General features: G+C 41.8%; 14 protein-coding genes and 1 tRNA gene. 4 read left to right on the top strand and 11 right to left on the bottom strand.

The genetic code is table 11. The features are described from left to right. Positions 1-161: 161 nt before the first annotated feature. The 7 genes from CHX27_RS03555 to CHX27_RS03525 form a co-directional block, all read right to left on the bottom strand. Positions 162-1,682 carry a T9SS type A sorting domain-containing protein gene (locus CHX27_RS03555; RefSeq protein WP_094485393.1) on the bottom strand — a complete coding sequence of 507 codons (1,521 nt, stop codon included), beginning with the start codon at positions 1,680-1,682 and terminating at the stop codon, positions 162-164. Positions 1,683-2,116: 434 nt separating this feature from the next. Further along, positions 2,117-2,461 (bottom strand): hypothetical protein, encoded by a 345-nt coding sequence (locus tag CHX27_RS03550; protein WP_094485392.1) that lies wholly within the window; start codon positions 2,459-2,461, stop codon positions 2,117-2,119. Further along, entirely contained in the window at positions 2,458-2,946 is a 489-nt protein-coding gene (locus tag CHX27_RS03545; protein ID WP_094485391.1) for a DoxX family protein, read from the bottom strand. The genes CHX27_RS03550 and CHX27_RS03545 overlap by 4 nt, the downstream gene beginning before the upstream one ends. A gap of 27 nt (positions 2,947-2,973) precedes the next feature. Further along, the gene (locus CHX27_RS03540; RefSeq protein WP_094485390.1) at positions 2,974-3,618 is read right to left on the bottom strand and encodes a GIN domain-containing protein; all 645 of its coding nucleotides are present in this window, start codon (positions 3,616-3,618) and stop codon (positions 2,974-2,976) included. 35 nt (positions 3,619-3,653) lie between these two features. Next, the gene (locus CHX27_RS03535; protein WP_094485389.1) at positions 3,654-4,025 is read right to left on the bottom strand and encodes a putative periplasmic lipoprotein; all 372 of its coding nucleotides are present in this window, start codon (positions 4,023-4,025) and stop codon (positions 3,654-3,656) included. Between the two features lie 81 nt (positions 4,026-4,106). Beyond that, entirely contained in the window at positions 4,107-5,327 is a 1,221-nt protein-coding gene (locus CHX27_RS03530; protein WP_094485388.1) for a helix-turn-helix domain-containing protein, read from the bottom strand. A gap of 35 nt (positions 5,328-5,362) precedes the next feature. After that, entirely contained in the window at positions 5,363-6,331 is a 969-nt protein-coding gene (locus tag CHX27_RS03525; protein ID WP_094485387.1) for an App1 family protein, read from the bottom strand. A gap of 232 nt (positions 6,332-6,563) precedes the next feature. Between CHX27_RS03525 and CHX27_RS03520 the strand changes: the two genes are divergently transcribed. Further along, entirely contained in the window at positions 6,564-7,445 is an 882-nt protein-coding gene (locus CHX27_RS03520) for a diacylglycerol/lipid kinase family protein (RefSeq protein ID WP_094485386.1), read from the top strand. Between the two features lie 265 nt (positions 7,446-7,710). On the opposite strand, the gene CHX27_RS03515 is transcribed toward CHX27_RS03520, so the two are convergent. The 3 genes from CHX27_RS03515 to CHX27_RS03505 form a co-directional block, all read right to left on the bottom strand. Further along, a complete protein-coding gene (locus CHX27_RS03515; RefSeq protein ID WP_165764423.1) occupies positions 7,711-8,889 on the bottom strand; it encodes a GNAT family protein in 1,179 nt (392 codons plus the stop codon). Next, positions 8,880-9,266: a DUF1761 domain-containing protein gene (locus CHX27_RS03510; protein WP_243388952.1), complete on the bottom strand. Its 387-nt coding sequence runs from the start codon at positions 9,264-9,266 to the stop codon at positions 8,880-8,882. Before CHX27_RS03510 ends, CHX27_RS03515 begins: the two co-directional genes overlap by 10 nt. A gap of 214 nt (positions 9,267-9,480) precedes the next feature. Next, on the bottom strand, positions 9,481-12,177 hold the full coding sequence (locus CHX27_RS03505; protein WP_094485384.1) for a PAS domain-containing protein: 2,697 nt from the start codon (positions 12,175-12,177) through the stop codon (positions 9,481-9,483). Positions 12,178-12,299: 122 nt separating this feature from the next. Between CHX27_RS03505 and CHX27_RS03500 the strand changes: the two genes are divergently transcribed. Together CHX27_RS03500 and CHX27_RS03495 are read left to right on the top strand one after the other, a co-directional pair. Continuing rightward, complete coding sequence (locus CHX27_RS03500) at positions 12,300-13,454, top strand: DUF4861 family protein (protein ID WP_094485383.1); 1,155 nt, start codon at positions 12,300-12,302, stop codon at positions 13,452-13,454. Between the two features lie 80 nt (positions 13,455-13,534). Continuing rightward, positions 13,535-13,607, top strand: a tRNA-Met gene (locus tag CHX27_RS03495). A gap of 110 nt (positions 13,608-13,717) precedes the next feature. On the opposite strand, the gene CHX27_RS15865 is transcribed toward CHX27_RS03495, so the two are convergent. After that, positions 13,718-13,852, bottom strand: a complete 135-nt coding sequence (locus CHX27_RS15865; protein ID WP_262494577.1) for a hypothetical protein — start codon at positions 13,850-13,852, stop codon at positions 13,718-13,720. Positions 13,853-13,886: 34 nt separating this feature from the next. On the opposite strand from CHX27_RS15865, the gene CHX27_RS03490 reads away from it, so the two are divergent. Then, positions 13,887-14,729: a DUF4349 domain-containing protein gene (locus CHX27_RS03490; RefSeq protein WP_094485382.1), complete on the top strand. Its 843-nt coding sequence runs from the start codon at positions 13,887-13,889 to the stop codon at positions 14,727-14,729. Positions 14,730-14,747: the final 18 nt, after the last annotated feature.

Genomic DNA, 14,747 nt, shown 5'->3' with positions numbered 1-14,747 from the left:
TGTGCCTATGTGGTCGGCCGTAAGTAGAACTCGCACTGGTAGTCGTGATTTAAAAACTGTGCAAAGCCTATGTGCCTATGTGGTTTGCAGTTATTAGAATAATCGCTGATCACATTTGTTCGAAAAGTAGCGTAAACGAATTTTCTCTATGGTATTTTACATCAGCGTTTTAAAAACTTAGCCACTGCTGAGTTGTCTATTTTCAAGAGGTACATGCCCACAGCTAAGTGGTTTACGTCAATTTCCGAAAATGTGCCCTGACCCGACCAAACACATTTGCCCGTAGTGTCGTAAATTGTCAGTTTACCCGAAATTGGCGTGCCAAATTGTAGTATCGATGTAGTTGGATTCGGGTATATACTTATGTTGTCTAGCTGCGCTTCGGTTATATCTAGGAAGTCGGAAGATACACGCCCGGTTGTACTAGAAAAAACGTAACCGTTGTTAAAAGCCGTACGTGCATAACCACTCACATAAATGCGGTTTTCAGTATCGGTTGCCAAGGCATCAAATCTGCTGGTTCCAGTAGTGGTAAGAACTTTGGCACCCGAAACCGTTCCGCTGGGTGTTAGCGAAAGAATAACGCCGGCATTTTCTGTCGCAGTCGTCGAAACGTTGTCGGCCCAAGATATGGTTCCGGAGGTCGAACCCGCAAGAAATACCGTACCGTTTGGAGCTACGGTCAACGCAGCTCGGCTGCCCAATTCAAACGAACCCGCGTTCGGAACCTCGCGTACCCATTGCCACGTTCCGTTACTGTTTAGTTTGCCCAATAAAAAGTCGGTACCACCAGTGTTTGGCCCGGCAACGCTGATGCCATCGAGCGTGTGCGGCAAGAAATTCTGCGTGGCTAGATAAATTTCGTCGGCATTTTTAACAGCTAATTGTGGCGACGAGCAAGTAATATCTTCTATAAAACGCACCCATTGCAAAGATCCGTTTGCGTTGTATTTAGCTACGTAGGTATTGTAATCGAAATTTTCTGTGGCGCTGCTTCCATTAAAGTTTGCATTTAAGCCCGAACACGAGCCGGCGGTGTAAATATTTCCGAGTGCGTCTGTGGTTATTGCCGAAACCAATGGAACATCGTCTTGTACTATCGTTTGCAGTATCGTTCCGTTCGGATTTAGTTTTTGTAGATACGAATTCTGGAAATCATCGTAAGCCATCCAAATGTTTTGATTGGCATCCAAGGCAATGGAACCGAGATCACTCACAAACGAATTTTCGATATTTGGCGCAAGATACCACAGCAAAGCGCCGTCGGCATTTAGTTTTACAAGCATGTGGCTCAATCCGTTTGTCGCGAATGAAAGAACGGTATTTTCGTACGTGAGTTGGTCGACAAAAGAAATCGTGAAGTAAATATCTCCGTTGGCATCAACCAGCATTTCACGTGCCGTAGCGCGGTTGGCAATTGTTTTGGTGAAAATCAGATTTCCAGCCGTGTCGAATTTTCGCAAGGCTAAGGTTCCTAGAATGTCGATTCCGTACGGATAAGGCGTTCCGTTGAAACTCAGGCTATACAGTTCGTTATTGGCATTGGTGGCGCAAACCGAACCAATGTACGAGTCGTTTAACGAAAAATCGATGTTTTGATTGTGTTCGTATTCGTAAAATTGTGCCCAAGACGAGGTGAAAACGCAAATGCACGCAGCTGAGAAAAGTAAATTTCGAATCATTAACAATTGTTTAGATCTGAAAAGATGCGAAACGTAGCGAATAGTTGCTTTAAACCAGATTTTGATTAAAAATCTTTTTCAGAGCGCTTATATTGACCAACTTCCGAGCTAAACAGCTATTAGGCTGCTACCCCCGTTGGATTAAAGTATCCCAAAACAAATCTGCAATTTAATCAACTAATTATCTGTTTTCGGACCGCTAGTTTGAAAACGATTTGTTGTCTTGCTTTTGCGTGAAGGACAGCAGCGTAAAGCTATTTTTGTTGGTTTTGCTAAGCGACGGCAACGGCAACGCGACAGCAGAAGCGCTTGCAAGTGACAGACGCTTACAAAACGAACGAAAATACTTGCAGCGAATGGCCTGACGGCAAACGCAACTCGAAAATAATCACGCGCGTTTGCCGGCACGCCCAAATTAAAATTCAGTAAATGAATTATTTACCGTTAAATTTGTGTTGAACCGTTGTGCTTAAATCGGCTTCGAAAGTGAGCTTGCGGTTGTCTTGATTTTGCCGTTCAAACTGCCCGTCGGCAACAAATTTGTATTCGGTGTACGTGTAGCCGGTTACGTGTACCACATCGGCGTAGAAAGTGCTGTCGTTCAATTTCTTAAGTGGCGTATCTTGTTCCCAACTCAACGGTTGATTGCTGCCACGTACGCTCAGTTGCGAAACCTGCATAGCTTTGGGAACGATAACCACATAACGCACTTTTTGATTGGCCGTTGGCTGTACGCAAGACACTGCTAAGAACAGTAAAAGTAACGGTAAGTATTTCATTGTGAGCGTTTTTTAGTGATTAGAAAATCGATTCCGATTCGTGTACTTCCGAGGGCCATTCCGCTTAGGCAAACCCACAGAATTCCGAGTGCGGGCAACATATTCCACAGTCCTTGGCTCGATTGTTGGTACACGGCAGCAACAAACATGGTACAGCCAGCTAATAAACTGAAGATGCGTGTTTGAAAGCCGAGTACGAGTGCGATGCCACCGACGGCTTCGCTAAAGGCGGCCATCCAGGCGAAAAATGCGGGAAATACAGCGAAAATTCCACCGAATTCGGCAACGTTGTTCGGAAACCAAAAGGCTACTTCGAAGAATCCGAGGTTGTTTTCGGGTGGCGACCAAGGTAAACCGAATTTAACTGCACCGAAGTCGACCGCCATCCAATATCCGCACAAGATTCGCGGTAAGGAGAGTAAAACATCTTGCCAGAGCTGCGGCAGTATGCTTGGTTTTGTTATGGAGAAAAAGATTTTTTTCATGATGATTTTGATTGATGATTGAAACTCCTAGCGGTAGATAAAAGCTCCGTTTCCGTTCTTTTTACAGTCGGTGCAGCGGGCCGAACCGCGGTTGATTAAGTCGCCGTTGCCTGCTAGTTTTCCGCTCAATTTTCCACTTACGTTTACGGTTGCGTTTCCGTTTCCGCCGACGCTGAATTTGAGGTTTTTCGCGGAGAAGTCGCCCGCTTTTAGGTCGACATTTCCACCTTTTTCTAAGTCGAAACTATCGATCGCACCGCTTAGTGAGCAATCGCCGTTACCTTCTTGTTCGAGGCGAAAGTACTTTCCAACGATTCCTTTCACGGCCAAGTCGCCGTTACCCGATTGTGCAATAACGCTGGCTTCGGGCATTGTAATGTAAATGGTGGTTGGTTTCTGATTTTTCTTGTAATTGAGTTTTACGGGTTTGTTTTTGATTTCCAGTTTGTATTCGCCAGCCGTGTAAACCATTTCGAGGTTGTTTACGCTTTCTTCCGGTCCTTCAACACGAACCGACCATGTTTTACCAATCGAAATTTGTGTATCGGCATTTAAGCCTTGCAGATAAACTTTGTCGAAATTCTTGTAATCGAACTTTTTTTCAACAGTACCCTGACTATAGGAAAACAAGGATAGAAGAAAGGCTACGGTAGTGTGGATTAAAATTTTCATGTGTCTTTGATTTAGCGGTTTAAGATAAAATTAGGTTATTTAGTTTTTGTATTTTTTTGGAAGGCCATACCAAGGTTAAGGTCGCCAGTTACCTTTAACGTCACGTAACCCATTTTCGTTTCTGTATTTTCGATTACCAAGGCCGTGTTTTTATCGGTTTTTATGAATGTGCTTTCGGTTGGCTTTAAAGTTATTGGCGAATGTGTTCCGCCATCGTTTGGTTCTTGATAAACGAGTAGGGTGGTAGAACCATCGTTCTTAAGGTGCGTACGGAAATTTCCGTGCGGATTACTTCCGAGTACAAACTTTTCGTTGGCATTTATGCTCGTGCCCGAGTTTAACGAACTAAACGAGCCGCAAGATACCAGTAGCGTTACAAGAGCTAAAAGGATTACATTTTTTTTCATCAGTTTACTTTTTTTGGAAATTCAGTTTTCCGTTATCGATGAAGCAAAATTGCGGCAATCCCAGTAGCGGCGCGCTTCAAATTATGATTTGAGACCTAATTCTGCTGTGTTTTTTGCTAAGTAGTCTTTTGGCGTTACTCCCGTATGCTTTTTAAACGCCCGATTAAAAGTTGCTTTAGAGTTAAAACCGCAATCGAGCGCTAAGCCAAGTAAGGTCGATTTCGAACTTTCGCCGGCAGCTACTTTTGCTTTAAAAGCGTCGATTCGAAGTGTGTTTACCAGATCATTAAAATTCTGGTTAAAGCCTTTGTTGATTACTTTTGAAATAAGCGCAGTATTACTTCCGGTTGCTTTTGCCAAATCGAGTAGGGTAAGTTCCGGATTTTTGTAATAGCCGTTGGTAATCAGTAATTTTTCTAGTTGGTCGCGCAGTTTTTCCTCCGATTCGGTGAGTCCCAAATTATTTGAGTCGCTTTGTGGGAACTCGATTTCGGCATACTCCGCAAGTATTTCGGTGCTTTCAGTTTTACTTTCGTTCACGAAACCATAGCCAACGCGTTTGCTTTTGAAATTTTCGTTGGCATAGCCTTTTATGGCAATTCGGTAGGAAATTACGCCCACTGCCATGAAGTACCACCAGCTTCCCACGAAGTCCGCAAACTCGGGAAAAATTTCAAAACCAATCTTAAAGCTGATATTAACAATAATAATCGCTAAACAAGTAATAATAAATTCGCGGATGTATTTAAAGGTGAGTTCATCGGCAAAACTCACAATGTTTTGAATCACTTTTCGATACAAATTGTAGTATCGGAGCGCGTATATCAAGTAAAACAGCATACTTGCATGACCGGTAATTTGGTACCACTCGTCGAAGTCGATATCGGCATACAAGCTTGGAAAAGCGCCGCCGTTACCGTAGTAATCGCTCGCAACTTGCAGCAACGCATAAATCAGGTACAAACAACCCGGGAGCAAATGCCAGAGGTACTTTTTGCGAAATCTAAAAGCCGGATTTAAAACGGCTTGGGTGTAGAAATATAAAACGGGTCCAAAAAAGTACAGCTGATGAAAAGGTATGGTAAAAATAACAGCGCGGTAACTGTCGATGTCGTACCAACCAGCAAAACCCAGCATCCACGGCGCTAAATACAAGGCAACGATAATCAAAAATAGAGCGAGCCAAAACGCCGATTTACTGCGTTCTTGTATACTTTTTTGGAGAAGTATCAAGGCATAAGCCAGATTGTGTGTAAAGAAAATTAAAAGTAATCCGGAGTAGATATTAAATTGAAAAAGCATGCGTTTCGACTAACGCAACTAAGGTAAGCATAATTTTATACGATGAGTCCGATGCTTTTAGAGTGTGCGATGGCTTCTTTGCTGTTCGTAAAATAGCAGGTGTGAACACCCATTAAACTCATATTTTGAATGGCGATGGTTACCTTTTGTTTAGGAAGTTTGCCCGTTTGCCGAATGTAAACGGCTTGAACATTTACTGGAAACATTTTGCAAATCCGTTCGTAAAGCTCGGCGTCTTGTTGCGAATCGTCGCCCAATAGCGTGTAGTTTAATTTCGGATAAAACTCCAAGATGTGTTTAATTTTTTCGAACTTATGATCGTGGTTGCCGCGACCCGTAATCAGGAAGTCGAACAAACTCTGCTTGATGTCTTTCAACAACAAAACGGCACGAGGCAACTGATGTAATTCGGCAAACTGAACAATAAACCGATACAAATTCCACTCGCTCGACGACACATAGAAAAAAGCGTTTTGTTCGGTTTTGTTATTGCGTCCGGCTGTACTTAAAGCCTGATAATGCGCAACCACGTCGGAAAAGATTTTGCGGTCGTTCACGTTCTTAAACAACAAGATGTACAGCTTTTTAAAGATATTTCGGCTGTGGGAAATCAAAAATGTATCGTCGATATCTGAGATAAAACCCAAATTTCCTTCAAACGGCCGAATGTACGAGCCTTTTTGTGTAACGTGTGTCCCTTCCGACTTAATGGAAACTTCGTACGTAATCCAGCCGTAACCCACATCGTTGTCGAGCGGAATGCAAAACTGAAAAAAGCCGTCGTCTAAGGTTTTGGTGTGAATAACACGTCCGTCGTGTTTGAAATAGACATCAAAATTAGACGCTGTCTTTTGTCGAAACATGCGAATCACCGAGCGGGCGTTCCTAAATTTCGTTTTCTGAAAATCGTAATCGGCTTTAGTCGTTGGTTTAAACACATGACCCATCACTAAAAGCTGATTTTCGTTGGCGTAACCTCGATATAGTTTTAAAACAGGTTTCATACTATGTAAAAATACGGCAAAGCGTTTTGTTTCGAAACGATTTTCACACAGCTTTTTTATATATACTTCCCTAAAAAAATGCAGACGCCCTTTTGTGTAGTTCAACCAGAGGTAATTCCAAGAGAATTCTATTGTTTGAGTTCTAGAAATCGAGCTGCAAAGCGTTTATCCGAATTGTTAATATGCGGAAGGAATGCTCAGAATTTCTCTAAATTTGAGCAAATCTGAATACATGGCACAAAAATTTGTAATCATTGTGGTAAATCCAATTGCAGGCGATATCGACAAAGGCGAACTCGTAGCCGATGTTGAGGAGCACGCGCTTACACTGGGTTTGCAAACCATTGTTTACGAAACCTGTGGCATCAACGACGGCAAGCACATACGGCATTTATACGAGCAATACCAACCGCAGCGAATCATTATTGCCGGCGGCGACGGTACCATTAAAGAAGTGGCGGCCGCTTTGGAAGATGTCGACGTACTTTTCGGAATCTTACCTGCCGGTTCGGCAAACGGCTTGTCGGTCGATTTAGATATTCCTGCCACTTTAGATCTCGCCATTCCCGCGGCTTTTTCAGCTAAGTTTATCGATATCGACATGATAAAAATAAACGGACATACCAGTTTACACCTGAGCGATGTGGGTTTAAACGCTATGCTGGTTAAAAACTACGAAAGCGGCACCACGCGTGGCATGTTGGGCTATGCAAAACAGGTGCTCGCTACATTTAAAGAGCAAACCGGACCGTTTCGGGCGCGTATCGAATTGGAAGGTAAAGAGGTAATTACCGAGGCAAAAATGGTTGTAATAGCCAATTCGCAAAAGTACGGAACCGGCGTGGTAATTAATCCGTTTGGTAAAATGGACGATGGGCAGTTCGAAATTGTGGTGCTTCGCAATCTCGATTTTACGGTTTTAACCAAGATTTTAACGGGAAACATCCGCCTAGATACCGAAGATGTAGATATTTACAGCACAAAAAACGCACGTATTTTCATCGATCCGCCCACCGAGTTTCAAGTCGATGGCGAATACATCGGTTTGGTTTCCGAACTCAACATTTCCATCTTAGCCAGTAATATGAAAATTGCCGTTCCCGATTACAATTAATGGGAAGCAATTTTTATACGTGATAGAGTTTTATTGCGTTACGAGCTGATAATCAAAGTTTTTAGTTTTATTTTTCGAAGCTAATCCCGTCTTCCGCTGTAGTCCTCAAAAAACACGCCACGTTCATATGTCCAGCACACTGCTTCTTGGGTCGCCGTTTGCTGTACAATTCACGTAGCCGTATTTTTTTCCGGGCTGCCGCTGCACCCGGGGCTAGGAAAATCGTTATCCAAAAACATTACGACAAGAAAAGCACACTGAAAATCTACTGCTGCGCTTCGTCACCAACACCTTTAAACGGATGTCGTTGCTGCCAGATCACTTTGGGTTCTAGTTGTTTGAAAAAGTAGGGTAATATTTTGTTTAACAGGTAATTGTGGTGTTTCATAAATCCAAAAAGCTCTTGTGGTACCGCGCCTGCCGAGCTTTTAATTTCCATTGCTGTTCGTCCAAAAACAATTTTTTCAAACTTTAGCGAAATCGAAGTTAGTATCATGTCGTACAGCATGTTTAGGTACAACATATGATGTTTTTGAATTTCGGCATCGTAACCCAAAAAATAAGTGTCGGCTGTGCTGCCGTTGCGTATTATGGTACTAAAACCCACAAGACGTTCGGCTTCAAAATATCCCTTCACAATAAAATCTTCCTGAAGCTGCTTTTTCAATGCCAAAAAATGATTCTCGGGTAGTAAAAAGGTATTGAATGCCGAGTTTTTCGCCACATTAAAGTACAAGTCGGCAGTAGTTTTTTGGTAATCCGCTAAGTCGGTTTCCGTTAAAAAGCGCGAGGTAATGGGTTGCAAGCGTTTACGACTGCGTTTGTACTGATCGCGGTATTTCTTGGCAAAAGCGCCCACATAATCCGTTTCGTTGGCAAAATTGTTTAGCTGTTCGAAAACCATATTGGGCTGAGTTGTAAACTTGAAAAAGTTTGGGAAATTCGGATTGTTTTGTTGTAAGAATGCGGCGTCGAAATCTTTGAAAACGGTCAGATGTAAAGAAATGCCCTCAATCCTCAATCGTTCTTTAATTTGCGTGGCTGAAAGTTGTAAAGCGGTAAGTACATCTGTGGAATTGGTTTCTTTGCATGTGGCAAACGCATGTTGTCCGCTGAGCATATTGTTTCCGATAAAAAGCACATGCGAACTAAATTTCTTGAAGATAAAATTCCGAGCAACCGTTTTCATGCAGCGTTGTCGTTCGCCGAAGGTTTCTAACTGATTTAAATCCAGAAATTGGGCAACGGCAATGCTTAGAGGTTTATCTTCCGTACCAATGACGATGAAAAAGCAGCGCATGTTTTTCGGCTTGCTTTCGTAACACGCACGTAAATACGACTGCTTTAAAAAAATATTAGAACCCGCGAGCGAATCCCAATATTCGGGAAGTACTTGCGGGTTCTCGTAAATAACTGTTTCTAATTTTGTTTCACTTAGGCCCATTGGCACAGTATACCGCCCATGACACCTAAACAAATTGTCCAATAGCCGCCGTGAATCAAAACATATTTCCATGAGAATTTTTCAAAAAGTGCGTTTATTCCAAAAATCGGAAGCACAAAAAGAATGCCAGTCATAGAACCGCGAAGCGCGCCGTGTTTAAACGTTCTAAAAGCAGTTTCGTAATCCGACATAAAGGCAGTAAACGATTCTTTGGCAGTAGTTGGATCCCCACCAATCATGCCAATAGCACCCGTTTGGTGAATGACCAAAAATTGGAGCACAAAACTGATGAAAATTGAAAAGAGAAAACACAAGCTGAATACTTTTACCGGATTAAATGAAGCCAAGTCTTCCGGTTTAATTTTAGCGACTTTCATTCAGGCATCAGCAAATAGCAGTTTGCTGTACCAGAAAAATCCAACTAAAAGCGGAAAGGCAGCCGCTCCGAGTATAGCGATAAAGTTTACATTCATAATTGTTTAGTTTTTGGTTTAATCAAAGATAGTAAGCATTTTCTTACGGACTTAAACGCAAAAGACTTTTCTCTAAGAAAGTAGTGAAGCAAATTATTAAGGAACGTTTTTCCTAAAATTAGCTTTGTAAAGCGGGCAAGTAGATGTCAAATGTAGCACCAATACCTTCAGTTCCGCTGCTGCGAATGGCGCCGGAATGATTCTCACATATTTTTCGGCACATCGCCAGTCCGATGCCTGTTCCCGAGTATTCCAGCTTTCCGTGTAAACGCTGAAAAATGTTGAAAATTTGTTCGGCATATTCTTGTGAAAAACCAATGCCGTTATCGCGAATTGTAAACTGATAATAGTTTAAATCGGCTCTCAAATTCAAATCAGTAACCTGATCGCCCGTTACTGCTGTGTAGCTAATGTCAATGCGCGGCGGTCGTGAATCGTGACAATACTTAAGCGAATTTGAAATAACATTTCCAAAAAGCTGACTCAATTGTATCTTAATTCCCGAGACTGTTGGTAAATCGGTCACGTGAACAACGGCATTTTTTTGTTCGATAACTAAGTCGAAATCGGCTAAAATCTCAGAAATAACTTGGTTGAGATCAACTTGCACAAATTTTGTTTCGCCGTTCGACAATTGCGAATAGCTTAAGATATCGCGGATTAAATTCGACATCCGTTCCGAAGAATTGATGATTCGTTCAATGTACGTTTCCGTTCGGCTGTCTTTTTCCGTTAAATGGCTCGCCAGCATTTTTACGAAGGTGGTAATTTTTCGAAGCGGCTCTTGTAAATCGTGCGAAGCAACATAGGCAAATTGTGCCAGTGCTTTATTGCTTTGTTCTAAACTTTGGTTGGTTTGTTCGAGTGTGCTGTTAACCACTTCCAGCTGTTTGGTTCGTTTGGCAACCAGCTTTTCTAATTCTTCTTCTTTTTGCCGAAGTACGGTAACATCTTGCGACGTTCCCGAGATGTATTCCGGCTTCTGTTCGTCGTCGTAACTAATTTTTACGGCCGAAACAATGATGCGTTTTTTGCCCGTTTGCGGTTCAATTTTGACGCGCTCGTCTCGAAAATCGGTTTTCCCTTGAAGTTCTTCAGGATGTGTGGCGATGTTTTCGAGAAATTTCTGAAATTCCAAATATTCGGCATCCAAAGCATCCACATTCTTAAACCAATCGGTAAAACGCCGATTCCCAATTAGCGTGCTCGATTTTAAGTCGTATTGCCAAGTGGCAAGTTGCGCCAAATCAACCGCTTGCTCTAAGGCAGCTTGTGCTTCGACAATTTTCTTGCGTGCCAAGACGCTATCGGTAACTTCAATAGCAACTTGCAAGACAGCATAAACGTTCTTGTTTTCGTCGAATAAAGGCGTATACGTAAAGTTGTAGTACTTTTCGAGTAACACACCGTCGTGGACGATTTTTACCATAGAATCTTGCGTAGAGTAGGGGATGCCTGAATCAAAAACACCGTGTAAAATTCCTATAATCGATTGGTTTTCAGCAAGTAATTCAGGCATTACTTCGGTTAGCTTTTTGCCGGCTACATCTGGTCCTTTACCTAAAAGCTCAACAATTTTCTTGTTAGGAAGCTCAATTACTAAATCGCGACCCACAAACAGGGAAATACCAGCCGCAGCGTTTTCAAGAATACTTTGTAGTGTAGCTTCTTTGCTTTTATTATCGGCATCGACGATCACCGACTGCGTAACATCAGTTACAATCACAAAAACGCCTTCAATTTCGCCAGTTTCTAATATCAGCGGTTGAAAGGTAAAATCCACATAAATGGTTTGCAGTGCTCCATTTTTTGTAATCTCTGCTCGCTCCGATTTTGCTGCGTAGGGTTTTCCGCTGGCAATAACCTCAAGTAAAAGTTCGTCGAATCCCTGTCCTTTAATTTCGGGAATGGCTTCCAGTAAAGGTCGGTCGATAATTTCTTCGGCAGTTCGATTTACCAGCGACAAGTAAAAAGGGTTTGCTTTTTCAAAAACTAGATTTTTATCTAAAACAGCCACGGCAACTGCAGCATTTTCAAACAAATCTAAAAACTGTTGTTGTTCTGCTTTAACTTTTCGGTTTAGATGCACACGCGCAGTTACATCAGTGGCGGTGCTTAAAATGGCGTATACGTTACCGTTGTCATCTTTCAAAGGCACGTAAGTGAAGTCGAAATACAGCGTTTGTTCCATTCCGTTGCGCAGTAGTCGGGCGGGCGCTTGTGTGCTGGTGTGTATTTCTCCTGTCCGGAAAATATTCTGCAAAAGCGCAATAAACGGTTGGTCGTGAAGAATCGGTAAAATTTGCTGCAGCGGTTTTCCGATCACATTTTTATCGACATCCCAATAAGAAAGCATGATATCATTAGCTGCTGTAACGATTAGCTCTTTCGTGCTAAAAATACAGGCGGCAACGGGAAGTTTTTCAAGTATTTGGGCATCATGTTGATCGGTTGAGGATTCTTCTTTTATGTAAAGAATTCCTTTTTGGAAGTGCGGTTGATGTTCTTCTATAGGATGAAACTCGAAAGTAAAGACTCTATTGTCCAGCAACAAAATTTGGGATTGGTTTGCAGGAAAAGCTTTTATTTTCGAAAAATGTTCAATCAGCCCATCATATTTTAACGCTTTGGCATTAGGTAGGAAATAGGGTTCGACTCCCCAAACTAGAAAAACGGGCTCAGGCAGAACCAGTAATAACTTCAGATGAAAATACAATTCGGTATCCTGAAATACCTCTTCTGGCAAATTGTGGTAATATGCCTGAAGTTGGGGCTCTTTGAAAGTAATTGATTTGATAAAGTCGTTTTTTGTCAAGTGGAGTTACGCTTTTAATTTCTAATAGGCAAGGTGCGCGAGAATTCAGTGGAAAATAAGCGAACTGCTCTGGCACATTCCTTACATTTGAACTTCCTAAATGTACAATCTTTTTCCATAAAATGGGTTCAAATTTTCGAGTTCTTCCTAAATATGTAACTTTAGAAAAGTTGATTTTGCTGCTGCTTGTTGTCTTCTCGTACGCGGGTTTGCAGGCACAGGTTTTTCAGAAACTCACGGTTACAAACGACTTAAACATCGATCGCTCTGAAGTTATAGCCATTCAGCGAAGCTTGCTGCACTCGACGGTTAAGAAACACGCTAAAAAAGCGTTGCGAATTAAGCGCGAGGGGACAGATAGTTATTTGCCTACCCAGTGGTACGATTCTGATTTCGATGGTGTGGAAGATCAGGTTTTAATGCACGTAAGCATTCCAGCGGGCTCAATATTGTCGTACGACATAGTATTAGACAGTACCCGCGGCCCTTCGAATTCCATGGTAAAAACAGCTGTTTTTAAGCATAAGGGTTATATTTATTGGGAAAACGAGACCGTTGTATTTAGAACGCCGGAGTACAGCACATCGAAACCGGCTGCTTTTGAGTTCGGGATTAAGCCGTCTGCGCAAGCGTTAGAGAGTCAGCGTAAAAAGTTCAAAAATAAAGAGCTTCCTTTTCAAAGTTTACTTACTGATGTATCGAGGAGTTTGGGCTTAGGCGCTACCACCATTTTGAACAAAGGTTTGCTGGAATATGCCGAAAAAATTGAAAAGCTAGAAGTTTTAGCCGACGGACCTTTACGAACGGTTTTTTTACTTTATTACCCAACTTGGGGTTCGCAAAAAATAGGAGAAATAAAACGAATTTCGATCGACAAAAGTACGCTATTTACATACGTTGATGTTTTTATGACCGAGGCTTCGAAGGCGTTGGGTTATGCGATTGTAGCTGAAGGAACACGCTCGGAACCCAAACTTACAATCGATTCGCGGTATTATCATTTGCAAACGCGCAAAGGCGAACAAGAATTGGTACAAACCGTTTTCTTTCCGTACGACAACCCAAAAGAGGTGCAAACTTTTAATGCCGACCCTTCTTTTGGAACGCATACTTTATTTTCGTACAAACCCAAAGATCGCTTCACTTTTGCTGTGGCATATCAATTAATTCCAAAAACGAGCGCTGCAGCGTTTAAAGAATGGGAACAAACCGTCAAGAATTTCGAGCTGTGCAGATCAAATCCGTTAAAAGTAGCGTTGAAATTACCGCGTGAGTAGTTGGTTGTGAGCGCATTCTAAAAATTTTCAAAAAAAACTTGCTTTTAGCGAATAAAGAGGTGTATCTTTGCACTCAACATCGCGGGATAGAGCAGTAGGCAGCTCGTCGGGCTCATAACCCGAAGGTCACAGGTTCGAGTCCTGTTCCCGCTACAAGTCAAACTCCAATCGAAAGGTTGGAGTTTTTTATTTTACGCTGAAGGGCTCTTATCCGCCTAGGCGGACACAGGTTCGAATCCTGTTTTAAACAACGGAGAATTACATTATTTCTTTTCAAGTGGATTTCCGGTATCGCCAATAACTACATTTTTTAACGGAATCAAAACCATGAGTTTTTTGGCATAGTTTTTATTACTGTTGATTACAAACACAAAAAAGGTACAGTATTGATTGATCATTACATTTTTTTAATCGTTTGTAAATCAATTAATCATGAAGGTACCTGTATTCCCATCAGTTTTATTTGTCGTACTTTTTTTCTCAGCGACAGCGTGTAAAAATCAATCGGCCGAGGAGCGTTTCTCCGAATCAAAAATGGAAAGTGAGGTCGTTGACACATCGAACACTACTTCTGTAAATGCCACTAATCTTGAACGTGAGTTTGTTCGCACTGCTGATGCCCAATTTGAAGTAGAGGATGTTAGGGCTGCCACAAAAGCAATTGAAGATGCTACAAAAAAGTTTGGCGGTTTTGTAACCTTGTCAAATCTTCAAACGCAAGTACTACAAAGTGATGAAGTACCTGTTAGTGCCGACAGTTTATTGCTGACGAAGAGGTATAAAATCGAGAATGTAATAACGCTTCGTGTACCTAACGTACAGCTCGATACTGTTTTACGTACAATAGAGAAACAGGTTAAGTTTGTTGATTTTCAAACGCTTAAGTGTGATGATGTTTCTTTACAACTTCTGGCAACCGATTTAGAGCGTCGGCGCAATGCTGTGGCAGCAAAACGTATTAGTAAGGCAATTGATCAGAAAGGAACAAAATTGTCGGGTATTGTTGATGCCGAAAATGAAGCAGATTTACGACGCGCACAAGTGGATCAAGCTTTGATGAACAAACTTTCCTTACGTGAAAATGTGGCTTTTAGTACTGTTACCCTTAAGGTTTACCAACGAGAACGCATGCAGCGCGAAGTGGTTTTAAACGAAGCAAACATCGATTCTTTTCAAGCTAGTTTTGGAGATAAGTTATTCGAAGGCTTTAAAAGTGGTTGGAATTTGCTCGGGGAAATTATTACATTCTTATTTAGTACACGACAAAAAACATAATTGATTAAAAATCAATAA

Source organism: Flavobacterium aurantiibacter, from assembly GCF_002251775.1.
Taxonomy (GTDB): domain Bacteria; phylum Bacteroidota; class Bacteroidia; order Flavobacteriales; family Flavobacteriaceae; genus Flavobacterium; species Flavobacterium aurantiibacter.
The sequence above is the reverse complement of the archived record's forward strand: the minus strand, read 5'-3'. Positions and strand labels throughout refer to the sequence as shown.

Bases quoted from the DNA above. Each gene is read 5' to 3' on its own strand.
- CHX27_RS03550 (WP_094485392.1), bottom strand. From the start codon at position 2,461: ATGAAATACTTACCGTTACTTTTACTGTTCTTAGCAGTGTCTTGCGTA.
- CHX27_RS03530 (WP_094485388.1), bottom strand. From the start codon at position 5,327: ATGCTTTTTCAATTTAATATCTACTCCGGATTACTTTTAATTTTCTTT.
- CHX27_RS03520 (WP_094485386.1), top strand. From the start codon at position 6,564: ATGGCACAAAAATTTGTAATCATTGTGGTAAATCCAATTGCAGGCGAT.
- CHX27_RS03490 (WP_094485382.1), top strand. From the start codon at position 13,887: ATGAAGGTACCTGTATTCCCATCAGTTTTATTTGTCGTACTTTTTTTC.
- CHX27_RS03515 (WP_165764423.1), bottom strand. From the start codon at position 8,889: ATGGGCCTAAGTGAAACAAAATTAGAAACAGTTATTTACGAGAACCCG.
- CHX27_RS03525 (WP_094485387.1), bottom strand. From the start codon at position 6,331: ATGAAACCTGTTTTAAAACTATATCGAGGTTACGCCAACGAAAATCAG.
- CHX27_RS03510 (WP_243388952.1), bottom strand. From the start codon at position 9,266: ATGAAAGTCGCTAAAATTAAACCGGAAGACTTGGCTTCATTTAATCCG.
- CHX27_RS03540 (WP_094485390.1), bottom strand. From the start codon at position 3,618: ATGAAAATTTTAATCCACACTACCGTAGCCTTTCTTCTATCCTTGTTT.
- CHX27_RS03535 (WP_094485389.1), bottom strand. From the start codon at position 4,025: ATGAAAAAAAATGTAATCCTTTTAGCTCTTGTAACGCTACTGGTATCT.
- CHX27_RS03545 (WP_094485391.1), bottom strand. From the start codon at position 2,946: ATGAAAAAAATCTTTTTCTCCATAACAAAACCAAGCATACTGCCGCAG.
- CHX27_RS03555 (WP_094485393.1), bottom strand. From the start codon at position 1,682: ATGATTCGAAATTTACTTTTCTCAGCTGCGTGCATTTGCGTTTTCACC.
- CHX27_RS15865 (WP_262494577.1), bottom strand. From the start codon at position 13,852: ATGATCAATCAATACTGTACCTTTTTTGTGTTTGTAATCAACAGTAAT.
- CHX27_RS03500 (WP_094485383.1), top strand. From the start codon at position 12,300: ATGGGTTCAAATTTTCGAGTTCTTCCTAAATATGTAACTTTAGAAAAG.